This window comes from Tabrizicola flagellatus (assembly GCF_046295235.1).
Taxonomy (GTDB): Bacteria; Pseudomonadota; Alphaproteobacteria; order Rhodobacterales; family Rhodobacteraceae; genus Tabrizicola; species Tabrizicola flagellata_A.
This window is the reverse complement of sequence record NZ_JBKBLV010000019.1, coordinates 18152-41892: the sequence shown is the minus strand read 5'-3', so window position 1 is coordinate 41892 and position 23741 is coordinate 18152. Positions and strand designations below refer to the sequence as shown.

Here is a 23741-nt window from a genome sequence, read left to right as displayed (position 1 = left end):
TCCTCAACCATGAGCTGCGTATCCTGGCGCTATGGTCAGGTCCTTCGACGAGCCGTTTCTGCCGTTGGTCGCGCCTGCGGGGGATGCCGATGAGGCGGAACCGCAGGCGCTGACCGGGCGGCTGCCGTCCTACATCGCCGACCACCGCCAGCGCCTGCGCGACCGGTTCATGCAGGCGGGCGGCACGGCGCTGCCCGATTACGAACTCCTCGAACTTGTCCTCTTCCGCGCCATTCCCCGGCAGGATGTGAAGCCGCTCGCCCGGCTCCTCCTCGACACGTTCGGGGATTTCAACCGGGTCATCACCGCCTCTCCAGCGCGCCTCCAGATGGTCAAGGGGGCCGGCCCTGCCGTGGTGCTGGAGCTGAAACTGGTCGAGGCCGCCGCGCAAAGAATGATGCGGGCGCGGGTGATCCAGAAGCCGATCCTGTCCTCATGGGACGCGCTGCTCGACTACTGCCACACCACCATGGCGCACCGCGAAACGGAACAGTTCCGCGTGTTGTTCCTCGACCGCAAGAACGTGCTGATCGCCGACGAGGAACAGGCCAAGGGCACCGTCGACCATGTTCCCGTCTACCCGCGCGAGATCGTCAAGCGGGCGCTGGAACTGAACGCCAGCGCGCTGATCCTCGTCCACAACCACCCCTCGGGCGACCCCACGCCCTCGGATGCGGACCTCAGCATGACCCATCAGGTCAAGGACGCCTGCGAGGCTTTGGGCCTGACGCTCCACGACCACCTCATCATCGGCAAGTCGCGCGAGCTGAGCTTTCGCTCACGGGGCTACCTTTAGCCCAACGGTTGCGCTACGCATGGGCGCATGAGCGAATTCGACCTTGTCATCTTCGACTGCGACGGCGTCCTGATCGACAGCGAGATCATCAGCGCGCGGATGCTGGTGGCCGAACTCGCGCGTCTTGGCCTGACCATCGACCTTCCTTACGTCGAGTGCCATTTCCTCGGCCGCAGCTACCCCGTGGTGATGGAAACGATCCGGCGCGAGTTCGGCCTGGACCTGCCGCCCGAGTTCGAGACGCAGTATCGCGAGGCGCTGCTGGCCGCCTTCCAGAGCAGCCTCAAGGTCGTCCCGCATGTCCACGAGGTGCTGACAGGGATCGGCGTGCCGTTCTGCGTCGCCACGTCTTCCTCCCCGCGCCGGGTGGAGATGTCGCTCAAGCTGGTCGGCCTGACCGATCTGGTCGGAGACCGGGTCTTCACCTCGACGATGGTCGCGCGCGGCAAGCCCGCACCGGACCTGTTCCTTCATGCGGCCGAAAGGATGGGGGCCGCACCTGGGCGGACGCTGGTGATCGAGGACAGCCTGACCGGGCTCCGCGCCGGGCTTGCGGCGGGAATGACCGTCTGGCGCTTTGTCGGAGCCAGCCACCTCGGACCGGAGGCTCCGGAAGAACCGCCGGATGCCAAGCCGCATCGCAGGCTTGTCAGCTTTGCCGACTTCTTCCAGATTGCCCCGGGTCTGAAATCCGTCCGGGAACCGGCATGAGCACCGAACCAAGCCTGCAGGACGAAGCCGCCCGGGCCGGATGGCTGTATTACGTCGCCGGGATGACCCAGGACCAGATCGCAGCCGAGCTGGGCGTCAGCCGCCAGCGGGCGCAGAGGCTGGTCAGCCGGGCGATGGCCGAGGGGCTGATCCAGATCCGCCTGGTGCACCGGATCGGCGCCTGCCTCGACCTGGAGCGGGCCCTGACGGAACGCTACCGCCTGACACGCTGCCGCGTGGCCCCGGGTCTTGGACCGGGGGGTGATCCGGCAAGAGCCATCGCCACAGCCGCCGCAGCCGAGCTGGAGCGCGTTCTGCGCATAGACACGCCGCAGGTCATCGCCTTCGGCACCGGACGCGCCCTGCGTGCGATGGCCGAACAGCTTACCCGCACCGACCCGGGGCAGCACCGCATCGTCTCGCTTCTGGGCAACATCGCGCCGGACGGGTCTGCAACGCTCTACGATGTGATCAGCCGCATCGCCGAGAAGCTGAACGCCACCTATTACCCGATGCCCGTGCCCGTGATCTCCGACACGCCGGAAGAGCGCGAGTTCTTCATGCATCTGCGCCCGGTGCGAACAGTGTTCAACCTGGCCCGGCAGGCCGACATCACCTTTGTCGGCGTGGGGCAGATGGGCCCCGACGCGCCCCTTGCCCTGGACGGCTTCGTGACACCCGATGCGCTGCGAGAGTTGCAGGAGCTTGGCGCGGCTGGAGAGATCTGCAGCTGGGTCTATGATGCTCAGGGTCGCTACATCGACACCCCACGCAATGCCCTTGTCGGCGGTGTGCGCGTCGAACCGGGGCAAAGCAAGCCGGTCATTGCGGTGGCGGCCGGCAGTGCAAAGGTCATGGCCATCCGGGCGGCGCTGACGGGGCGCATCGTCAACGGCCTTGTCACCGATGAGCCCACCGCCACCGCGCTTCTGGCAGCTTCCTGAACAGTGCACGCGCAGCGAAAGTTTGGGCTTGACGACTCATGGCGCATTGTGGGCATTTACTCATGCGGTGAGGATTTGCTCAACCGTCAGAGGGAGGAACTATAATGACCATCTCGCTCCGCGCCCTTCTGGGTGCGACGGCTTCGCTCGCCCTTTCGGGTGCGGCGATGGCCCAAACCACCATCACCGTCGCCACCGTGAACAACGGCGACATGGTCCGAATGCAGGGCCTGATGGACGACTTCAACGCCAAGAATCCCGACATCAAGGTGGAATGGGTGACGCTGGAGGAAAACGTCCTGCGCCAGAACGTCACGACCGATATCGCCACCGGCGGCGGGCAGTACGACGTGATCACCATCGGCACCTACGAGGTTCCGATCTGGGGCAAGCAGGGCTGGCTGGAAAGTCTGAACGACCTGCCCGCCGATTATGACGTGGACGACCTTCTGCCCGCGATCCGCGGCGGTCTTACGGTGGACGGCACTCTCTATGCCTCGCCCTTCTACGGCGAAAGCTCTATGGTGATGTATCGCACCGACCTGATGGAGGCCGCCGGGATGAGCATGCCCGAGGCGCCGACTTGGGCCGACATCGAGAAGGCCGCCGCTGCCATGACCAACAAGGATGCCGGCATCTACGGCGTCTGCCTGCGCGGCAAGGCCGGCTGGGGCGAGAACACGGCCTTCATCACCGCCATGTCGAACAGCTTCGGCGCGCGCTGGTTCGACGAGAACTGGGTGCCGCAGTTCGACCAGCCGGAATGGAAGGCCACGATCGACTTCTACCTCAACCTGATGAATAACTATGGCCCGCCCGGTGCCAGCAACAACGGGTTCAACGAAAACCTGACGCTGTTCCAGCAGGGCAAGTGCGGCATGTGGATCGACGCCACCGTCGCGGCCTCGTTCGTGACCAATCCGAAGGATTCGACCGTGGCCGACAAGGTCGGTTTCGCGCTGGCCCCGGACAACGGGCTTGGCAAGCGCGGCAACTGGCTCTGGGCCTGGTCGCTGGCGATCCCGTCTTCGTCGGATGCCAAGGACGCGGCCAAGGTTTTCATCGACTGGGCGACCAACAAGGACTATCTGGCGCTGGTCGCATCGAAGGAAGGCTGGGCGAACGTGCCTCCGGGCACGCGGACCTCGCTCTATGAAAACCCGGAATACGCCAAGGTGCCGTTCGCGAAAATGACGATCGACAGCATCAACTCGGCCGATCCGAACAACCCGACGGTCAAGCCGGTGCCCTATGTCGGTGTCCAGTTCGTCGCCATCCCGGAATTCCAGGGCCTTGGCACCACGGTGGGCGAGATCTTCTCGGCCGCGCTGGCCGGCTCCAAGACGGCCGACCAGGCGCTGGCCGAGGCGCAGGCTGCCGTCACCGAGGAAATGAAGGCCGCGGGCTACATCCAGTAACATCGACCGCGGGGGACTGCCTCCCATTTCCCCCGGGATCACCTTCGGCTTGCGGATCGCGATGTCCGCAAGCCGACCTTCCCCTCGATACGCGCACGAGCCGGTTGCGTGGCCCCCGTGGAGGCCGCACCCTTTCGTCATCTGCTTCGGGAGAGAGTCCCATGTCCACGCATTCCAGCCGCCTCGCTGCCCGGATGATGGTCGCGCCGTCGGTCGTCGTGCTGCTGATCTGGATGATCGTGCCGCTGGCGATGACGCTTTACTATTCGTTCCGGCTCTACCGACTTCTGTCGCCGGACCGGACCGGATGGGTCGGGTTCACGAACTATCTCTGGTTCTTCAACTCGCCCGACTTCTGGCTGGCCCTGTTCAACACGCTGGCGCTGGTGGGGGGCGTGCTGGTCATCACCGTCGTCCTCGGCATCCTGATCGCGCTTCTGATCGACCAGCCGGTGAAGGGCCAGGGCTTCCTGCGCATCCTGGTGATCGCGCCGTTCTTCGTGATGCCGCCCGTCGCCGCGTCGATCTGGGAGAACCTGTTCATGCACCCGCAGAACGGGTTGTTCTCGGCCATCGCCCGGGGCTTCGGGGCGCAGCCGATCCTGTTCCTGGAACAGTATCCGATGCTGTCGGTCATCGGCATCGTTTCATGGGAATGGCTCCCGTTCGCCACGCTGATCCTTCTCACGGCGCTGCAATCGCTGTCGTCGGAACAGCTCGAGGCGGCCGAGATGGACGGGGCGTCGGCCTTCAGCCGCTTCCGCTACATCATCCTGCCCCACATGACCCGAGCGATCACCGTGGTCATCCTGATCCAGACGATCTTCCTTCTGGGCATCTTCGGCGAGATCTTCACCACGACGCAGGGCGGTCCCGGATCGGCGTCCACGACGCTCCCCTACATGATCTTCAAGCAGGCCATTGCGGCCAAGGACATCGGGCGGGCGGCGGCGGGAGGCATCATCGCGGTGATCCTGGCGAACATCGTGGCCTATTTCCTGATGCGCGGCCTTGGCCGGAACCTGGAGAACTGACATGGCCCGCGCGCTTTCCCCCCGCCGCATGTGGATCACCACCGCCGCCGCCTGGGCCGTCGCCATGCTGATCTTCTTCCCGGTCCTGTGGATGATCCTGACCAGCTTCAAGACCGAGCCCTCGGCCGTTGCCATGCCGCCGCAGTTCCTGTCGGCCGACTGGACGCTGGAGAACTATGCCGAGGTCTGGGCCCGGTCGGATTACCCCCGGTTCTTCTGGAACTCGGTCGTCATCGCGGTCGGTTCCACCCTTCTGGGCCTGGTGATCGCCATTCCGGCCGCCTGGGCCATGGCCTTCGTGCCGGGCAGGAAGACCAAGGACCTTCTGATGTGGATGCTCTCCACCAAGATGATGCCCGCCGTCGCGGTGATGATCCCGCTGTACCTGATCTTCCAGCGGCTTGGCCTGATCGACACCAAGATCGGCCTCGTCCTTGTCCTGATGCTGATGAACCTGCCGATCATCGTCTGGATGCTGTACACCTATTTCAAGGAAATCCCCGGCGAGATCCTGGAAGCCGCGCGCATGGACGGGGCTAATCTCTGGAACGAGATCGCCTATGTCCTGACGCCCATGGCGCTGCCGGGGATCGCCTCGACGATGCTTCTCAACATCATCCTCGCCTGGAACGAGGCGTTCTGGACCATCGTCCTGACGACCACCAAGGCGGCGCCGCTCTCGGCCTTCATCGCCAGTTTCTCGGCGCCGCAAGGCCTGTTCTACGCGAAACTCTCGGCAGCCAGCGCAATGGCCATCCTGCCGATCCTGATCCTTGGCTGGTTCAGCCAGAAGCAACTCGTCCGCGGCCTGACGTTTGGTGCAGTCAAGTGACGGGCGGCGCGGTGAAGTGAGGAAATCATGGGCAAGATCCAACTGACCAAGGTCCGCAAGGCGTTCGGCGAGGTGGATGTCATCCCCGGCATCGACCTGACCATCGAGGATGGCGAGTTCGTCGTCTTCGTCGGGCCGTCGGGCTGCGGGAAGTCCACGCTGTTGCGGCTGATCGCGGGGCTGGAGGATACGACCTCTGGCACCATCGAGATCGACGGCAAGGACGCGACCAACCTGCCGCCGGCCAAGCGCGGCCTGGCGATGGTGTTCCAGTCCTACGCGCTCTATCCCCACATGACGGTGCGGAAGAACATCGCCTTCCCGCTGAAGATGGCCGGGATGGACCAGGCCGAGCAGGACCGACGGGTGGAACGCGCGGCCAAGGTGCTGAACCTGTCCAACTACCTCGACCGCCGTCCGGGCCAGTTGTCGGGCGGCCAGCGCCAGCGCGTCGCCATCGGCCGCGCCATCGTGCGCGAACCGGCGGCCTTCCTGTTCGACGAACCCCTGTCGAACCTCGACGCCGCCCTGCGCGTGGGCATGCGGCAGGAGATCAGCGAACTGCACCAAAGCCTCAAGACCACGATGATCTACGTCACCCACGACCAGGTCGAGGCGATGACCATGGCCGACAAGATCGTCGTCCTGAACGCCGGCCGGATCGAGCAGGTCGGCGCGCCGCTGGACCTGTACAACCACCCGCGCAACCTGTTCGTGGCGGGCTTCATCGGCTCTCCGCGCATGAACTTCATCGAGGGCGCCGAGGCGGCCAGGCACGATGCCCATACCATCGGCATCCGTCCCGAGCACATCGCCGTGGGCGATGGCCCGTGGGAGGGGGTCGTCGGTCTGTCCGAACATCTCGGCTCCGACAGTTTTCTCAAGGTCGCTGTGGACGGCATCGGCACCCTGACTGTCCGCGCGCCGGGCGAGGTGAACGCACATCACGGCGACCGCATCAGTCTTGCCCCCACGGGCAAGATCCACCGATTCGACACGAACGGACTTGCACTATGAGACTTGCCGGAAAATCTGCCCTGATCACCGGGGCCGCGCGCGGCATCGGGCTGGCCTTCGCCCGCGCCTACATCGCCGAGGGGGCCGAGGTCGCCATCGCCGACATCAACCTTGACGCCGGCCGCGCGGCGGCCGATGCGCTTGGTTCCATGGCACATGCCATCGCGCTGGACGTGACACGGCAGGACTCGATCGACGCCGGTTTCGCCGAAGCCATCGGACGGATGGGCAAGCTCGACATCCTGATCAACAACGCCGCGCTGTTTTCCGCCGCCCCCATCACCGAGATCACACGGGCCGACTACGACCGCCTCTTCGCAGTGAACGTGGCCGGCACGCTCTTCTGCCTTCAGGCGGCCGCACGCCACATGATCGACCGCGGCCAGGGCGGCACGATCATCAACATGGCGTCCCAGGCCGGCCGACGCGGCGAAAGCCTGGTGGCCGTCTATTGCGCCACCAAGGCCGCCGTCATCAGCCTGACGCAATCGGCCGGGCTGAACCTGATCCGGCACGGCATCAACGTGAACGCCATCGCGCCCGGCGTGGTGGATGGCGAACACTGGGACGGGGTGGATGCCTACTTTGCGAAATACGAAGGCAAGGCCCCCGGCCAGAAGAAGCGCGAGGTCGGCGCCGCCGTTCCCTTCGGCCGCATGGGCACGGCCGAGGATCTGACCGGCATGGCGATCTTCCTTGCCACCGACGAAGCCAGATACATCGTCGCCCAGTGCTTTGGCGTGGACGGCGGCAACTGGATGGCGTGACCCATGGACCTTGGACTTGACGGAAAACTGGCGGTGATTTCGGGCGGGTCGGTTGGCATCGGCCGTGCCGCTGCGCGCACACTGGCACGCGAGGGCGCGCGCGTGCTGATCGCCGCCCGCGACGGCGCCCGCGCGACAGAAGAGGCCGCCCGCATCCGAGCCGATTTCGGCGGCGACGCGCAGGCCGTCGCCGCTGATGTGACGACGGCCGAAGGCTGCGCGGCCGTGGTCGCGGCGGCCGCGACGATGGGCGGGGCCGAGCTTCTGTTCAACAACGCCGGCACCGGCTCGAACGAGACGATCCTGGACGCGCCGGACGAGAAGTGGCTGCACTACTGGAACCTGCATGTCATGGCCGCCGTGCGCCTTGCCCGGGGCCTCGTGCCGCAGATGCAGGCGCATGGCGGCGGCGCGATCCTGAACAACGCCTCGATCTGCGCGGTCCAGCCGCTCTGGTACGAGCCGATCTACAACACCACCAAGGCGGCGCTGATGATGCTGTCGAAGACCATGTCGACCGAGTTCATCCCGCTTGGCATCCGGGTCAATACGCTGAACCCGGGGCTGATCCTGACGCCTGACTGGATCAAGACCGCCAAGGCCCTGGCAATGGACGGCGACTGGCAGGGCTATCTGCAATCGGTCGCCGACGAACACGCCCCGATCCGCCGCTTCGGCACGCCCGAGGAACTGGCCGATGTCGTTGCCTTCCTGCTGTCACCGCGCGCCAGCTACTGCACCGGCTCTACCTACCATGTCGATGGCGGCATGCTGAAAACCGTCTGAGGCCCCGAATGTCCCCCACCGTCACGCTTCCCGCCTACGACCGCTCGCGCCTGACCCCCGGCATCGTCCATATCGGGCTCGGCAACTTCCACCGTGCCCACATGGCCGTCTATCTGGACGACCTGTTCAACCTCGGGTTCGACCACGACTGGGCGATCCTGGGCGCCGGGGTGCGCGAGGGCGATGCCCGGATGCGCGAGGCGCTGAAGGCGCAGGATTGCCTGTCCACGGTGATCGAGCTGGACCCGAAGGGCAAATCCGCCCGCCGGGTGGGGTCGATGATCGACTTCCTGCCGGTAGAGGCGGACAACGCCGCGCTGATCGCGGCCATGTCGCGGCCCGAGATCCGCATCGTCAGCCTGACGGTGACCGAGGGCGGCTATTTCATCAACCCGGCGACCGGGCAGTTCGACCCGACGCATCCCGAGATCGTCGCCGATGCCGCGGACCCGCACCGGACCGCCTTCGGCGCGATCATCGCGGCGCTGAAGGCGCGTCGGGCCGCCGGCGTGGTGCCCTTCACCGTCATGTCCTGCGACAACCTGCCCGGCAACGGCCATGTCACCCGCGCCGCCGTCACCGGCCTTGCCGCACTTCGCGACCCGGACCTGGCCGACTGGATCGCGGCCCATGTCGCCTTCCCGAACGGCATGGTGGACCGCATCACCCCGGCGACGGGCCCGCGCGAACGGGCGATGGCGGCGGCCTTCGGACTGGCCGACGACCCCGTGCCCGTGACCTGCGAGCCGTTCCGGCAATGGGTGCTGGAGGACAACTTCCCCGCCGGCCGTCCGGCCTGGGAAAAGGTCGGGGTCACGCTGACCCCGCATGTCCACAATTTCGAGCTGATGAAGATCCGCATCCTGAACGGCGGCCATGCGACCATCGCCTATCCCGGCGGGCTGATGGACATCGAATATGTCCACGAGGCCATGGCCGACCCGCTGATCCGCGGCCTGCTCGACAAGGTCGAGGTGCACGAGATCATCCCCTACATCCCGCCGGTCCCCGATACCAACCTCGGCGACTATTACCGGCTGATCGTGGACCGCTTCTCGAACCCCGAGGTGGCCGATACCGAACGCCGGCTCTGCCTCGACGGGTCCAACCGGCAGCCCAAGTTCATCGTGCCCTCCATCCGCGACGCGCTGGCCGCCGGCGGTTCGGTCGAGGGGCTGGCGCTGGTCTCGGCCCTGTGGTGCCGCTACTGCTTTGGCGAGACGGACAGCGGCACGCCCATTCCGCCGAACGACCCTGACTGGGACGCGCTGGTCGCCCGGTCGCAGGCGGCAAAGGTGCGCCCGGCGGCCTGGCTGGAGATGACCATGGTCTATGGCGATCTCGGGCAGAACCCGCGCTTTGCCGCGGCCTTCGAGCGGCACCTGAACCGGCTCTGGGCCGTGGGCACCCGGCAGACGCTGACCGAGTTCCTCGCCTAAGGCGCCGGTGCCATGACCGGCGCGGTGCCGGTCGGAGTGAAGTCGGGGACCACCCACAGCTCTACCCGCCGGTTCAGCTGGCGGCCGACCGGGGTTTCGTCGCAGGCCATCGGCAGTGCCTCGCCAAAGCCCTCGACCACGGGCATCTGCGCCGGCGACAGGTCGGGGGCCACGGCGGCCAGCTCCTGCGCCACCCGCGCCGCGCGGTCCACGGACAGGGCAAGGTTCGCCTCGGCCGCGCCCGAGCCATCCGAAAAGCCCGCCAGCACCAGCTTCTGGTCGCGGAACTGCCCTGCGGCGATAAGCTGGGCCAGATCCTCCAGACTGTCCTGCGAGGTGGCGTCCAGCGTGGATGACCCGTCCTCGAACCGGAAGGTGAAGGACAGTCGGTCCGCCCCGTCCATGATCCCGGCTAGGCGCTTCAGCTCTTCCAGCGTCACATCCTCGCCTGCGCCCTTGATCGCGTTGATCAGCCGCAGCCCGTCCGCCGTCATTGGCTGGCGCGTGGGCGAGCGGTCGATGAACCCCGCCGCCGTAACCGCCGCATCCGAGGCCGGCGTGCGCAGGAAGGCCAGGAACTCGCGCGTCATCAAGGGCAGCCGCCGCTTGGCCGACAACAGGAAGACCGGCAGCGACAGCGGGTAGTCCCCCGCCTTGATCGCCAGAGTCGTGGGCAAAAGCGGAAATCCGCAGGAATCGGTCAGCGGCATCCGCCGCGCCGGAACGATGGCCGACCGCCCGGTCAACGCGATGGCCCAGGGGTCCTTTGCCACCGCCTCGGCCAGGGTCGCCAGGTCGGGATGGCGCACGTCGGCCGCCTCTTCCGCCTGCTGCAACCGCGCGGCGACGGCCTGCTGCAAATCGGTCTCGGGCGCCAGCGCATGCAGCACCACGGGCATGTCCGGCCCGCCGATCTGCGCCCAGTTGTCCACCTCTCCCGCCAGCACGCGGGCCAGGTCGATGGTCGAGATCGCCGGCGTAGGATTGTCGGGCGCGACGATGGCGACCATGCCGTCCATGGCAATGGAATGGGCGGCGAACCCCGGCTCGGAATCGAACGACAGCTTCAGGTCGGCAGACCCGGAACTGACCGCGGCACTGGCGGCTTCGGGCGGCAGGGGTTGAAAGGACAGGTCGGCCAGCACCTGTCGCGTGACCGGGTCAAGGATGCGGGCGGCAAAGCCATCGCCGGCCTGGGGTTCGTAGATCAGCCCGCGGGCCTCGGCAAAGGCCTGGAACAGGGTCGGCAGCAGGGCGGCCGCATCCGGGGCGCCGACCACGCGGATCTGCGCCCTGGGGGCGACCAGTTCGGGACAGGCCGGTCCCTCGCAGATGACGCCCTGACCGTCGACGGTCAGCAGGCCGTAACTGGTATTGATCCGGTAGAACTCGCCATCATAGCCCTGCAGCGTCCCGCTCAGAACGATACCGCCCTCGCGTGCCACCAAGGTCACGTCCTGGGCGGCAGCGGAAACACAAGATATTGCCGCAACGCACAGCGCCGCCAGCCCTGCCTTCACACCCATCAACTGCCAATCCGGAGCCTACTTCGGAGTGGCGAGTTTCGGAGCAGGCGAAAGATTCTTCAACAGCAGAATGTCACCTGCCGTGCCGCACAGCGGAACCGCAACATCGCGTTCCTGCGTCGTGGTGAGGCCATTGGCGGCATAGACGGTGCCCAGCCGCAGGGTCCGGCCGCAGGAGGCGGGGGTGATCCGCAGCTCGGCCAACAGCGAGACGTCGCCCAGATCTCGGCCCGGCACCGAATAGACATGCGCCATGACAGGGGACTGCACATCCGGCGACCCGAAGGACATCATCCGTGGCGGCTCACCCGCAGACGACGCAGTGGTGGCCACCAGCACTCGGTTGCCCTCGGTCGCACGCAGTTCGACCTCGGCCGGCCATTCCCAGGTCACGGCCAGACGCGCGTAGGACACTGCGTCGGGGACGGTGACCTTGCCCAGCACCAGGCGGGACTCGGCCAGGTAGACAGCCACCAAGGCATCGGACTTGAGGGCCGGAATCAGCATCCGGGCAGAGCCGCCGGCGTCGGTCCGAGTGGCGAAAGCCATGCCGGAGTGACGCAAGACGATCCGTTCGCTGCGATTGCAGGGCGCGGACAGCGACAGCAGGATCATCGCGCCGGGGGCAGCCTGCAACTGCATCGCCGGACGGCATTTGTCGCCCGCGATAGCCGGGGCCGAGGCCGCGACCGGGGTGATCCCGATCAGCGTGCCCAGCGGTGTCTGTGCTGGCGCGCCAAGCGAGGCCGACGGCGGCACAGCGTCGGCACCGATGCCCGTCGGGGCCGCGCGGTCAGCTGCGAAGCGCTCCGTGGCCGTCAGCACCAGCGATTGCGTGGTGCCTCGGCCCTTCTGACTTTCGGCGGTATGGGCCGCCAACGCGGCGACCGCCACGGCGGCGGTGATCCGCAGAATCTTTTTGCCCCAAAGCATGGCAGTGCCCCGGTACGAGAATCGCACCGTTTACCGCTAGAGGCCAATCGGGGCGGAGAAATGGCATTAATTGGGTACGGATACGGATTGCTGCCAAAACGTCATGAAAACGCCGCGTCGATTGACGCGGCGCCCGATCTGCAGTGGTTGTCGCGATCTCAGGCGATGCGCCCGTGACAATGCTTGAACTTTTCACCCGAGCCACAAGGGCAAGGGTCGTTCCGGCCGGGGTTGCCCCAGGTCGAAGGATCGGCCTCGACAAAGCCCGCGCGCGCGGCGGCCACCGAAGCCGCGGCCGCGGTTGCGGCGGCGGCAGGTCCCGCTGCTGCGGCTTCCACCACCTTCGGCTGCGTGGCGGCCTGCTGTTCGGCCAGCATCTGCCGCATCATCTCTTCCTGCTCTTCCCGGGTTACCGGGCGGATGCGCGACAGCTGCTGAGTGACCTGTTCGCGCAACGAGTTCAGCAGGCCCTCGAACAGCTGGAAGGCCTCGGTCTTGTATTCGTTCAGCGGGTCGCGTTGGGCATAGCCGCGGAAGCTGACCACGGACCGCAGATGTTCGAGGCGCAACAGGTGCTCGCGCCACTTCGTGTCGATGGACTGCAGAAGCACCTGTTTCTCGATGGTCTGCATCGTGGTCAAGCCGAAGGCCTCGGTCTTTTCGGCCATCATCTTGTCCGAGGCTTCAATTATCCGTTCCTTGATCACAGCCTGATCGACGCCCTCTTCGGCGGCCCATTCGACAATGGGCAGATCGAGGTTCAGCATCTCGCGGCAGGCGGCGGTCAGGCCCTCGGTGTCCCAGGCGTCCGGGTAGGACTTGGGCGGCATGTTCAGATCGACCAGGTCCTCGATCACCTGGTGGCGCATGTCGGCGGCCACGTCGGCGACGTGGTCGGCCTGCATGATCTCCATCCGCTGCTCGAAGATCGCCTTGCGCTGGTCGTTCATCACGTCGTCGAACTTCAACAGTTGCTTGCGGATGTCGAAGTTGCGGGCCTCGACCTTGGCCTGCGCCTTCTCGAGGCTCTTGTTGACCCAGGGGTGGACGATGGATTCGCCTTCCTGCATCCCCAGCGTGGACAGGATCTTGTCCAGCCGTTCGGATCCGAAGATCCGCATCAGGTCGTCTTCCAGGCTCAGGAAGAAGGCCGAGCGCCCCGGGTCGCCCTGCCGGCCCGAGCGGCCGCGCAGCTGATTGTCGATCCGGCGGCTTTCATGGCGTTCGGTGCCCAGCACGAACAGGCCGCCGGCCTGTTTGACCGCCTCTTCCTCGCCGACATGCGCGGCCTCGATCCGGGCGCGAATGGCGACGTGATCGCCGTGGGGCTCGGCGGCGATGGCCTCCAGCACCTTGAACTCGACGTTGCCGCCCAGCTTGATGTCGGTGCCCCGGCCTGCCATGTTCGTGGCGATGGTCACCGCGCCCAGCTTGCCGGCGTCGGCCACGATCTTCGCTTCCTGCTCGTGCTGGCGCGCGTTCAGCACGTTGTGCGGAATGCCGGCCCCTTTGAGCAGGGCCGAGAGCTGTTCGGATTTCTCGATCGAGGTGGTGCCGACCAGGATCGGCTGGCCCTTCTCGTGCGCTTCCTTGATCGCCTTCAGGATGCCGTCGTATTTCTCGCGCGCGGTGCGGAAGACCTGGTCGTGCTCGTCGATCCGGGCGACGGGGCGGTTGGTGGGCACCTCGACCACGCCGAGGCCATAGATCTCGCGGAATTCCTCCGCCTCGGTCGCCGCCGTGCCGGTCATGCCGCCCAGCTTTTCATAGAGGCGGAAGTAGTTCTGGAAGGTGACGCTGGCATAGGTCACGTTCTCGGGCTGGATCTTGACGCCTTCCTTCGCCTCGATGGCCTGGTGCAGACCATCGGACAAGCGGCGGCCCTTCATCATCCGGCCGGTGAATTCGTCGATCAGCATCACCTCGCCATCGCGGACGATGTACTGCTGGTCCTTGAAGAACAGCTTGTGCGCCCGCAGTGCCTGGTTGACATGGTGCACGATCGAGGTGCTTTCGGCGGCGTAAAGGCTCTGCCCCTCGGGCAGGATGCCGGCCTGGCGCAGCAGATCCTCGATCACGTCGTTGCCTTCTTCCGTCAGCGTCACGCTGCGGGTCTTTTCGTCCACCGCGTAATGTTCCGGTTGCAGGTGCGGGATCACCTTGTCCACGGCCTGATAGAGCGGGCTGCGGTCCTGGCTGGGGCCCGAGATGATCAGTGGAGTCCGCGCCTCGTCGATCAGGATACTGTCCACCTCGTCCACGATGGCATAGTAATGCCCGCGCTGCGCCATGTCCTCCAGCGAGGATTTCATGTTGTCGCGCAGGTAGTCGAAGCCAAGCTCGTTGTTCGTCGCATAGGTGATGTCGGCCCGGTAGGCCGCCATCTTTTCCGCATCGGGCTGGTGCGAATAGACCACGCCCGTGGTCATGCCAAGCTGGGCATAGACCTTGCCCATCCATTCTGCATCGCGCTTGGCCAGATAGTCGTTGACCGTCACGACGTGCACGCCCCGACCGGTCAGCGCGTTCAGATAGGCTGCGAAGGCCGCGACCAGCGTCTTGCCCTCGCCCGTCTTCATCTCGCTGATGTTGCCCTGATGCAGGAACATCGCCCCCTTCAGCTGCACGTCGAAGGCCCGCAGCCCCAGTGCCCGCCGCGCCGCCTCGCGGCAGTTGGCAAAGGCTTCCGGCAGGATCGCATCCAGGCTTTCGCCGCCCTCCTGCACCCGCTTCTGGAACTCGCGCGTCTTGGCGATGATGCCCTCGTCCGACACCGCCTGGTATTCGGGTTCCAGCGCATTGATCTGCGCCACCACCGGGCGGACGGACTTTACCTTGCGGTCGTTCGGCGTGCCGAACATCTTCCGCGCAATCGACCCCAGTCCCAGCATTTCATCTCCCGAAGGGCAGCTTCTGACAGCATCGTGTGACCCTTGGGCTTGCCCGGCCCCGACAGCTTCCCTAGAAGGGCCTGTGTATGACCGGATGGCCCCGCTTCACGCGACTGTCGCGATGTAAGGGGAAGGCCCGGGATAGTCAACTTGGGCAGGCGGATCGCCCCGATCAGGAGATGGTGAAAATGACGAAACGTTCTGCTTTCTGGCCGGCTCTCGCCCTGGCCGCCACCCTGTCCGGGCCGGTGTTCGCCGAAGGCGAGACGGCCGACACCGTGGTCGCCACCGTGAACGGCACGCAGATCACCCTCGGCCACATGATCGCGTTGCGCGAAAGCCTGCCGCCGGAATACCAGCAGCTGCCGGACGACGTGCTGTTCAAGGGCATCTTCGAACAGCTTATCCAGCAGGAGGTGCTGGCACAGTCGGTGCCCGACCTGCGCCCCCGCGCCCTGGCCACCATCGACAACAACAAGCGCGGCCTTGTCTCGGGCATCGCCATCGAGGCCATCGTCAAGGACGCCGTCACCGACGCGGCGCTCCAGGCCGCCTATGACGCCCGCTTCAAGGATGCCAAGCCCCAGAGCGAATACAATGCCGCGCATATCCTGGTCGCGACCGAGGAGGAGGCCAAGGCGATCAAGGCCGAACTCGACGCCGGCGGCGACTTTGCCGAGATCGCCAAGGCCAAGTCCACCGATACCGGCTCGGGCGCCAACGGTGGCGACCTTGGCTGGTTCGGCCTCGGCATGATGGTCAAGCCCTTCGAGGATGCCGTCGTCGCCGCCAAGGTGGGCGAGGTCGCCGGCCCGATAAAGACGGATTTCGGCTGGCATCTGATCCTGGTCAAGGAAACCCGGGTCGCCGAAAAGCCGACGCTGGACCAGCTGCGCGACGAACTTGCAACCGAGGTCGAGAACGCCGCGATCAACGCCAGGATCGAGGACCTGACCAAGGAGGCGACCGTCACCCGCGAGGGCGAGGGGCTGGATCCCGCGCTTCTCAAGAACTCGGCGCTGATCGACTGACAACCTGGCCCGGAGGCAAGGCACATGGCAAAGACCGACTGGAAGGCCGAAGCGAAGGCGCTGAAGAAGAAGGTCCGCAAGCTGAAGGACAGCCTGACCGCAGCTGCCGGCCCCGTGGCCGAGGCTGTGCAAGAGGCGGTGGGCGACGTCGTGGCGGCGGCGAAGAAGGCAATGAAGCCGGTCTCGCCGCTGGCGCCCGAGCATTTCCCCGCGCTGCCCGCGATCAAGGGGGCAGAATTCGCCGCGGTCGAGGCCGGAGTGCGCTACCAGAACCGCAAGGACGTGATGCTGGTGCGCCTTGCCCCCGGCACCACGATCGCTGGCGCCTTCACCCGGTCTTCGACCCGCTCGGCCTGCGTCAGGGACTGCCAGGCAAAGCTGGCGATGAAGGTGCCGGCCGATGCCGGCGCGGCGATCATCGTGAACTCGGGCAATTCCAACGCCTTCACCGGCAAGCTGGGGGACGAGGCCGTCGCCGCCGTCACCGGCGCCGTGGCCGAGGCACTCGGGGTGCCGGCCAGCCGCGTGTTCTCGTCGTCCACCGGCGTGATCGGCGAGCCGCTGCCCTTCGAGAAGATCACCGCCAAGGTTCCCGACCTGGTCGCTGCACTGACCGAGGACGCGGTGGAAATGGCCGCGCAGGCGATCATGACCACCGACACCTTCCCGAAAGGCGCCGCCGCCACCGTCCAGGGCGAGGGCGGCACGATCCACATCGCCGGCATCGCCAAGGGCTCGGGCATGATCGCGCCCGACATGGCCACCATGCTGGTCTATATCTTCACCGACGCGAAGATCGGCGCCAACCAGTTGCAGAAGATCCTGTCGCGCAACGTGGACGACACGTTCAACTCGGTCACGGTGGACAGCGACACCTCGACTTCCGACACGCTGCTGATCGCCGCCACCGGGCAGTCCCCGGCGGCCGAGGTCAAGGGGCCGGTGCTCAAGGCCTTCGAGACCGCGCTGCGCGGCGTGATGCGCGACCTTGCGCTTCAGGTCGTGCGGGATGGCGAAGGGGCAACGAAACTTGTCGAGGTGCGCGTGACCGGCGCGGCCTCGGACGATGACGCGGCCAAGGTCGCCTTCGCCATCGCCAACTCGCCCCTCGTCAAGACCGCGGTCGCCGGGCAGGACCCGAACTGGGGCCGCATCGTCGCCGCCATCGGCAAGTCGGGCGCCGAGGCCGACCGCGACCGCCTCACCATCCGCTTCGGCGACATCCTCGTGGCGCAGAACGGCTGGCGGAACCCCGACTACCGGGAAGAGGACGGCGCCGCCTACATGCAGGGTCAGGAACTGCTCTTTGCCGTGGATCTCGGACTCGGCAAGGGCCGGCGCACGGTCTGGACCTGCGACCTCACCGCCCGCTACGTCGAGATCAACGCCGACTACCGCTCCTGATCTTGCCCTTTTGCAAATACTCCACGGGGGGCCGGGGGGTGTGAAACCCCCCGGGGGCCTGCCAACGGGAACCCGGCCATGAAGATCGTCCTCGTCTCTGCCGTCGCCCTGATCGACCCCGACGGCCGCGTGCTCCTCGCCCAGCGGCCGCAGGGCAAGTCGTTGGCGGGCCTGTGGGAATTCCCTGGGGGCAAGGTCGAACCCGGCGAGACGCCCGAGGCCGCCCTGATCCGCGAGTTGAAGGAAGAGCTGGACATCGACACCTGGGCCTCCTGCCTGGCGCCGCTGACCTTTGCCAGCCACAGCTACGACGACTTCCACCTGCTGATGCCGCTCTTCGCCTGCCGCCGCTGGCAGGGGACGGTGCGGTCGCTGGAGGGTCAGCAGCTGGCCTGGGTCAGGCCGAACCAGTTGCGCGACTATCCCATGCCGCCCGCCGACCTGCCGCTGATCCCGATCCTGCGCGACTGGCTCTGACCGCCGCTCGTCGAAGCCCTTCGGGCACTCCTCGCCTCGCCGGCGAGGAGAAGCCGAAGGCGCAGGGCGCGCCTTTCGCACGAAAACGCCGGACCCGAAGGCCCGGCGCAATCCTTTCCCAATCCCTAACGCCCGCAACCAAGTCCCTGACGGGAAAGGGTTTCCGGCGTTTGTCCACCGTGGACAGGCGGATCAGTCCAGCTTGCGCTGGACCTCCTCGCGCTCGAAGATCTCGATGACATCGCCCTGGCGGATGTCCTCGTAGTTCTCGAAGGCCATCCCGCATTCCTGGCCCGAGATGACTTCCTTCACCTCGTCCTTGTAGCGCTTCAGGGTCTTCAGCGTGCCCTCGTGAATCACCACGTCGTCGCGCAGCAGGCGAACACCGGCCGAGCGGCGTGCCACGCCTTCGGTGACCAGACAGCCCGCGACCTTGCCCACGCCCGAGACCTTGAAGACCTCCAGGATCTTCGCATAGCCGATGAAATGCTCGCGTACCTCGGCCTTCAGAAGACCCGAGGCCGCCGCCTTGATATCGTCCACCAGGTCGTAGATGATCGAGTAGTAGCGCAACTCGACGCCCTTCTGCGTCGCCGCGGCCCGCGCCGTCGCATTCGCCCGGACGTTGAAGCCGATGATCGGCGCCTTCGATGCCTCGGCCAGCGCCACGTCGGTGTCGGTGATGGCCCCCACGCCCGAATGCAGCACGCGGACGCGCACCTCGTCGTTGCCGATCTTTTCCATCGCCTGGACGATGGCTTCGGCCGAGCCCTGCACGTCGGCCTTGATCAGGATCGGCAGTTCGGCGACCGACTGGTCGGCCTTGGCTTTGGCCATCAGCTGTTCCAGCGTGGTCGCGGCCCCTGCGGCGGCCCGCTTGTCCTTGGCGGTCTTGATCCGGTAGTCGGCGATCTCGCGCGCCTGGGCTTCGGTTTCCACCACGTTCAGGGTGTCGCCCGCCGACGGCGTGCCGCTGAGGCCCAGCACCTCGACCGGGACCGAGGGCCCGGCTTCCGGGATGGTCTCGCCCTTGTCGTTGATGAGAGCGCGGACCTTGCCCCACTGCTCACCGACAACGAAGATGTCGCCCTTCTTCAGCGTGCCGTTCTGGACCAGCACGGTCGCCACCGGGCCGCGGCCCACGTCGAGCTTGGCCTCGATCACCGCGCCCGAGGCCGCCCGGTTCGGGTTGGCCTTCAGTTCCAGCACCTCGGCCTGCAGCGCGATGGCTTCCAGAAGGTCGTCCAGACCCTGGCCCGTCTTGGCCGAAACCTCGACATCCTGCACGTCGCCGGACATCGCCTCGACCACGACCTCGTGCTGGAGCAGGTCGGTCCGCACCTTCTGCGGGTTCGCCTCGTGCTTGTCGATCTTGTTGATCGCCACGATCATCGGCACCTTGGCGGCCTTGGCGTGGTTGATCGCCTCGACCGTCTGCGGCATCACGGCGTCATCGGCCGCGACCACCAGCACCACGATGTCCGTAACCTGCGCCCCGCGCGAGCGCATCGAGGTGAAGGCCGCGTGGCCGGGCGTGTCGAGGAAGGTAATGACCTGGCCGTTGGCCGCCTTCACCTGATAGGCGCCGATATGCTGGGTGATCCCGCCAGCCTCGCCCGAGACCACGTTGGTCTTGCGGATCGCGTCCAGAAGCGAGGTCTTGCCGTGATCGACATGGCCCATGATCGTCACGATCGGCGGGCGCGGCTTCAGATCCTCGGGCCGGTCCTTCACCGTGTCGATGACCTGTTCCACGTCGGCGTCCGAGACGCGGACGGCCTTGTGGCCGAATTCCTCGATCACCAGTTCGGCGGTATCGGCGTCGATGGCCTGGTTCATCGTGACCATCATGCCCATCTTCATCAGGGCCTTGACCACGTCGGCCGCGCGTTCGGCCATGCGGTTCGCCAGTTCGCTGACAACGATGGTTTCCGGCAGCTGCACGTCGCGCACCTGCTTTTCGGCCTTGTGGCCGAGGCCCAGAGCCTTGGCCCTGGCCTTTTCCTGCTTGCGCTTGATGGCGGCCAGACTGCGCTGGCGGCCGCCTTCATCCGAAATCGCATCCGACAGGGTCAGCTTGCCCGAACGGCGGCCCTCTTCGCCACTGCGCTTGGCGCCGCGGTCGGCACGCTCGTCCTTTTCCCGGTCGGTCTTGCGGGGCGAGAGCCCCGGCTTGGCCGAAGCTGGGCCGCGCGCGTCATCACCGGCCACGGGCGCAGCCGGAGCAGCGCGGTCCGCGGGCTTGGCAGCGGCCGGCGGCGGCGTGGCGGAACGCGAGCGGGTGCCCAGCACCTCTGCCTTGCGGGCTTCGGCAGCCGCGGCACGCGCGGCGGCCTCGGCCCTGGCAGCGCGTTCCTCTTCCTCGGCCTTCAGGCGCAGGGCCTCGGCGCGTTCGCGGTCCTCGCGTTCCTTGGCCTCGATTTCCTCGCGGCGGCGGGCGCGGTCCTCTTCGCGGGCACGCTCTTCCTCCGCGCGGCGTGCGGCTTCCTCGGCCTCCCGCGCCTTGGCGGCGCGCAGGGCGGCAAGGCGACGCTCCATCTCGGCGTCGGAAATCCCCGCCGGGCGCTTCGACGGATCTCCCAGACCCGTGGCAGCCGAAGGCGCACCGGCGCCGGACGCCCCCGGCTTCACCGGAGTGGGCACCAGGACGCGCTTGCGCTTGGTTTCGACCACGACGCTCTTGGTCCGGCCATGGCTGAAGCTTTGCTTCACCTGTCCGGAACGGGGGGCGCCCCCAAGGCCAAGAGGTTTCTTGCCGTCAGTATCGCTCATGCGTTCTTCGTATCCTTCATGGCGGTCTCGCCGCCGTCATCCCCGTCCGTCCAACCACGCAGACCGGCGAGTTTTGCCGCTTCCTCTACAACACGGGACCTGAGTCCGCCAGCGGCAAGCGCGGCGTGTATCGCACGTTCGCGCCCGAATGCCAAACCGATTTCCCCAGCCGAAAGGCAGCCGATGAAGCCGTTTGCGCCATCGGGCGCGTGCAGCCTGGTCTTGCCCCGTTCCGACCCGTCGCTGGCCTGGACCAGCGTCGCCGCCGTGCCCTTGACCAGCCAGTCCTTCACCTTCTCGTAGCCCGTCACTGCCTCGCCGGCCTTGCGGGCCATCGACAGAAGATCGACGGTCCGCTGCGCCACCAGCGTCTCGACCAGATCGGCTAGCCCATCCGGCGCCTTCACCGGCTGGCGCGCCGCGCGCGAGAAGAGGTTCTTCTTCACCGCCTTCTCGATCGCCCCCCGGTCGGCCGAGACGTAGATCCCGCGGCCCGGCAGCTTGCCCAGGACATCCGGGACGATCTGCCCGTCAGGCCCGACGCAAAAGCGGACCAACCCCGCCTTCGGCTGGCTTTCCCCGGTCGCAATGCACTTGCGTTCCGGTTCGTCCCGTTCCTTTTCCCGGCCGCCGCGCGTCATGGCGCGTAACCCCGAGGCCTGAGATCAGGCCTCGGCCTCCTCGTCGTCGGCAACCTCTTCTTCCGGCTGCTCCAGTTCCGTCGGGTCGACCCAGCCCAGCATGACGCGCGCGGTCATGATGAGATTCTGCGCCTCTTCCAGCGACATGTCGAACTTTTCCAGGACCCCTTCGTCCTTCTTGCGCTGGCCGTTTTCCGTGGTCCAGCCGCCGGCCAGTTCCCAGTCGGCGCAGGTGGCGAAGTCTTCCAGCGTCTTGATCCCGTCCTGGGCCAGAGCCTCGAGCATCTGCGGGGTCAGGCCCTCGAAGTTCACCAGGCTGTCCTCGACCCCCAGGGCGCGGGCGTTTTCCATCGCCTTGGCATTGGCCGCCTCAAGATAGTCGCGGGCGCGGGCCTGAAGTTCGGCGGCCGTGTCCTCGTCGAAGCCGTCGATGGACAGAAGCTCGTCCAGATCGACATAGGCGACTTCTTCCAGGTTGGTGAAGCCTTCGGCGACCAGAAGCTGGGCCATCATCTCGTCCACGTCGAGCGAATCCATGAACAGCTTGGTGCGTTCGGCGAATTCGGCCTGGCGGCGCTGCGATTCCTCGGCCTCGGTCAGGATGTCGATGTCGAGGCCGGTTAGCTGGCTGGCAAGCCGGACGTTCTGGCCGCGACGGCCGATGGCGAGTGACAGTTGCTCATCGGGGACCACGACCTCGATCTTCCCAGCCTCTTCGTCGAAGACGACCTTCGAAACCTCGGCCGGTTGCAGCGCGTTCACCAGGAACGTCGCGGTGTCCTGGTTCCACGGGATGATGTCGATCTTTTCGCCCTGAAGCTCGTTCACCACGGCCTGCACGCGGCTGCCGCGCATGCCGACGCAGGCGCCGACGGGGTCGATGGAGTTGTCGTAGCTGATCACGGCGATCTTGGCGCGGGAACCGGGGTCGCGGGCGACGGCCTTGATCTCGATGATGCCGTCGTAGATTTCCGGCACTTCCATCTTGAAGAGTTCGGCCATGAACTGCGGGTCGGTGCGCGACAGGAAGACCTGTGGCCCGCGCGGTTCGCGGCGCACGTCCTTGATGTAGCAGCGGATGCGGTCGCCGATGCGGTAGGCTTCGCGGCCGATCTTCTCGTTCCGGCGCAGGATGCCTTCGCCGCGCCCGATATCGACGATTACGTTGCCGTATTCCTCGCGCTTGACGGCACCGTTGATGATGGTGCCCTTGCGGTCCTTGAATTCCTCGTACTGGCGGTCGCGTTCCGCCTCGCGGACCTTTTGCAGGATCACCTGCTTGGCCGATTGCGCGGCGATGCGGCCCAGGTCGACGGGCGGAACCTCATCCACGATCTCGTCGCCCACCTTGGGGTCAGCAAGGTAGGACTTCGCCTGCTTCACCGTCAGCTGGGCATGGTGGTTTTCCACCGCGTCGTCCTCGACCACGGTGCGGACACGGGTAAAGGTGGCGCGGCCGGTCTTGCGGTCGATCCTGACGCGGATGTCCATTTCCGCGCCGTAGCGCGACTTGGCGGCCCGGGCGAGGCTGTCCTCCATCGCCTGGATCACCAGATCCGGGTCGATCATCTTTTCACGCGCAACGGCTTCGGCGGTCTGCAGAAGCTCCAGCTGGTTGGCCGAGGTGATAGCCATGGGTCTCTCCCTAGTGTTTCGTCTCGGGGGCGGGCCCGACGCTATCGTCTGCGTCCTCGTCCCCGTCAATTTCCTCGATCGCGTCGAACTGGCCATCGGCGGGTTCCGCCACTTTCTTCTGGCGCAGCATCTCGGTGATCAGCGCGTCCGACAGGATCAACTTGGCATCCGACAGCCAGTCGAACTTCAGCCCGATGGTCACGTCTTCGCCGCCTTCTTCGATGGTGATGAGGACCTCGTCCCCTTCCACCCCGGCCAGATCGCCCTTGAAGCGGCGGCGGCCGTCGATCAGTTCGGTCGTCTCGACCCGTGCTTCCCAGCCCTTCCAGGTCTCGAAATCCTTCAGCCGCGTCAGCGGCCGGTCGATACCGGGGGAGGAGACCTCCAAGATATAGTTGTCCTCCAGCGGGTCTTCCACATCCAGCACGGCAGAAACGGCAGTGGAAATCTCGCCGCATTCATCGACCCCGATCCCGCCCTCGGGACGGTCGGCCATGATCTGCAAGACGCGCGTCTTGCCACCCATCAGCCGCAGGCGGATGAGCTCGAAGCCCATGCCTTCGATCACCGGCTGGACGATGTCGGCCAGGCGGCGGTCGATGGCGGTTTTCGCGACGAGATCGGTCATCAGGGTTCCAAAACGAAAAAGCGGACCAGGCGGCCCGCTCGCATCTTCCGGTAGCTTCG

20 protein-coding genes are annotated in these 23741 nt (G+C 66.4%); 13 read left to right on the top strand and 7 right to left on the bottom strand.

The features are described 5' to 3' along the window. Nucleotides 1-31 precede the first annotated feature (31 nt). From radC to ACK4IU_RS10135, 10 genes are all read left to right on the top strand, one after another. Complete coding sequence (radC, locus tag ACK4IU_RS10180) at nucleotides 32-796, top strand: RadC family protein (RefSeq protein ID WP_409734563.1); 765 nt, start codon at nucleotides 32-34, stop codon at nucleotides 794-796. A 27-nt stretch (nucleotides 797-823) separates the two neighbouring features. After that, nucleotides 824-1507 (top strand): HAD family hydrolase, encoded by a 684-nt coding sequence (locus ACK4IU_RS10175; protein WP_409734560.1) that lies wholly within the window; start codon nucleotides 824-826, stop codon nucleotides 1505-1507. Beyond that, nucleotides 1504-2451, top strand: a complete 948-nt coding sequence (locus tag ACK4IU_RS10170) for a sugar-binding transcriptional regulator (protein ID WP_409734557.1) — start codon at nucleotides 1504-1506, stop codon at nucleotides 2449-2451. The genes ACK4IU_RS10175 and ACK4IU_RS10170 overlap by 4 nt, the downstream gene beginning before the upstream one ends. 104 nt (nucleotides 2452-2555) lie before the next feature. Continuing rightward, entirely contained in the window at nucleotides 2556-3869 is a 1314-nt protein-coding gene (locus tag ACK4IU_RS10165) for an ABC transporter substrate-binding protein (protein ID WP_409734554.1), read from the top strand. 161 nt (nucleotides 3870-4030) lie between these two features. Next, nucleotides 4031-4903, top strand: a complete 873-nt coding sequence (locus tag ACK4IU_RS10160; protein WP_409734550.1) for a carbohydrate ABC transporter permease — start codon at nucleotides 4031-4033, stop codon at nucleotides 4901-4903. 1 nt (nucleotide 4904) lies between these two features. Further along, a complete protein-coding gene (locus tag ACK4IU_RS10155; protein WP_409734547.1) occupies nucleotides 4905-5735 on the top strand; it encodes a carbohydrate ABC transporter permease in 831 nt (276 codons plus the stop codon). A gap of 27 nt (nucleotides 5736-5762) precedes the next feature. Further along, a complete protein-coding gene (locus ACK4IU_RS10150) occupies nucleotides 5763-6752 on the top strand; it encodes an ABC transporter ATP-binding protein (protein WP_409734544.1) in 990 nt (329 codons plus the stop codon). Further along, complete coding sequence (locus tag ACK4IU_RS10145) at nucleotides 6749-7519, top strand: L-iditol 2-dehydrogenase (protein WP_409734541.1); 771 nt, start codon at nucleotides 6749-6751, stop codon at nucleotides 7517-7519. The genes ACK4IU_RS10150 and ACK4IU_RS10145 overlap by 4 nt, the downstream gene beginning before the upstream one ends. A 3-nt stretch (nucleotides 7520-7522) precedes the next feature. Next, nucleotides 7523-8305: an SDR family NAD(P)-dependent oxidoreductase gene (locus ACK4IU_RS10140; RefSeq protein WP_409734538.1), complete on the top strand. Its 783-nt coding sequence runs from the start codon at nucleotides 7523-7525 to the stop codon at nucleotides 8303-8305. Nucleotides 8306-8313: 8 nt separating this feature from the next. Next, nucleotides 8314-9744: a mannitol dehydrogenase family protein gene (locus tag ACK4IU_RS10135; protein WP_409734535.1), complete on the top strand. Its 1431-nt coding sequence runs from the start codon at nucleotides 8314-8316 to the stop codon at nucleotides 9742-9744. Here ACK4IU_RS10135 and ACK4IU_RS10130 read toward each other — a convergent pair. From ACK4IU_RS10130 to secA, 3 genes are all read right to left on the bottom strand, one after another. Then, nucleotides 9741-11198, bottom strand: a complete 1458-nt coding sequence (locus tag ACK4IU_RS10130) for a phosphate ABC transporter substrate-binding/OmpA family protein (RefSeq protein ID WP_409734532.1) — start codon at nucleotides 11196-11198, stop codon at nucleotides 9741-9743. The two genes, ACK4IU_RS10135 and ACK4IU_RS10130, sit on opposite strands and share 4 nt — an antisense overlap. Before the next feature lie 90 nt (nucleotides 11199-11288). Then, nucleotides 11289-12203, bottom strand: a complete 915-nt coding sequence (locus ACK4IU_RS10125) for a hypothetical protein (protein WP_409734529.1) — start codon at nucleotides 12201-12203, stop codon at nucleotides 11289-11291. A gap of 158 nt (nucleotides 12204-12361) precedes the next feature. After that, on the bottom strand, nucleotides 12362-15094 hold the full coding sequence (gene secA / locus ACK4IU_RS10120) for a preprotein translocase subunit SecA (RefSeq protein ID WP_409734526.1): 2733 nt from the start codon (nucleotides 15092-15094) through the stop codon (nucleotides 12362-12364). Between the two features lie 188 nt (nucleotides 15095-15282). Here secA and ACK4IU_RS10115 point away from each other — a divergent pair, with 188 nt between their 5' ends. From ACK4IU_RS10115 to ACK4IU_RS10105, 3 genes are all read left to right on the top strand, one after another. Continuing rightward, the gene (locus ACK4IU_RS10115) at nucleotides 15283-16125 is read left to right on the top strand and encodes a peptidylprolyl isomerase (RefSeq protein ID WP_409734523.1); all 843 of its coding nucleotides are present in this window, start codon (nucleotides 15283-15285) and stop codon (nucleotides 16123-16125) included. Nucleotides 16126-16296: 171 nt separating this feature from the next. Continuing rightward, a complete protein-coding gene (gene argJ, locus ACK4IU_RS10110; RefSeq protein WP_409734630.1) occupies nucleotides 16297-17529 on the top strand; it encodes a bifunctional glutamate N-acetyltransferase/amino-acid acetyltransferase ArgJ in 1233 nt (410 codons plus the stop codon). 78 nt (nucleotides 17530-17607) lie between these two features. Next, nucleotides 17608-18006 (top strand): (deoxy)nucleoside triphosphate pyrophosphohydrolase, encoded by a 399-nt coding sequence (locus ACK4IU_RS10105; RefSeq protein ID WP_409734520.1) that lies wholly within the window; start codon nucleotides 17608-17610, stop codon nucleotides 18004-18006. A 192-nt stretch (nucleotides 18007-18198) separates the two neighbouring features. Here the strand turns inward: ACK4IU_RS10105 and infB are convergent, their stop codons facing one another. Genes infB through rimP form a run of 4 tightly spaced genes read right to left on the bottom strand, consistent with a single transcriptional unit; the run spans nucleotide 18199 to nucleotide 23682 of the window. Then, on the bottom strand, nucleotides 18199-20778 hold the full coding sequence (gene infB / locus ACK4IU_RS10100) for a translation initiation factor IF-2 (RefSeq protein WP_409734517.1): 2580 nt from the start codon (nucleotides 20776-20778) through the stop codon (nucleotides 18199-18201). Further along, the gene (locus ACK4IU_RS10095; protein ID WP_409734515.1) at nucleotides 20775-21419 is read right to left on the bottom strand and encodes an RNA-binding protein; all 645 of its coding nucleotides are present in this window, start codon (nucleotides 21417-21419) and stop codon (nucleotides 20775-20777) included. The genes infB and ACK4IU_RS10095 overlap by 4 nt, the downstream gene beginning before the upstream one ends. Nucleotides 21420-21443: 24 nt before the next feature. Further along, nucleotides 21444-23054: a transcription termination factor NusA gene (nusA, locus tag ACK4IU_RS10090; RefSeq protein ID WP_409734513.1), complete on the bottom strand. Its 1611-nt coding sequence runs from the start codon at nucleotides 23052-23054 to the stop codon at nucleotides 21444-21446. Nucleotides 23055-23064: 10 nt separating this feature from the next. Then, nucleotides 23065-23682, bottom strand: coding sequence for a ribosome maturation factor RimP (gene rimP / locus ACK4IU_RS10085; RefSeq protein ID WP_409734510.1), 618 nt, complete (start codon nucleotides 23680-23682; stop codon nucleotides 23065-23067). Nucleotides 23683-23741: the final 59 nt, after the last annotated feature.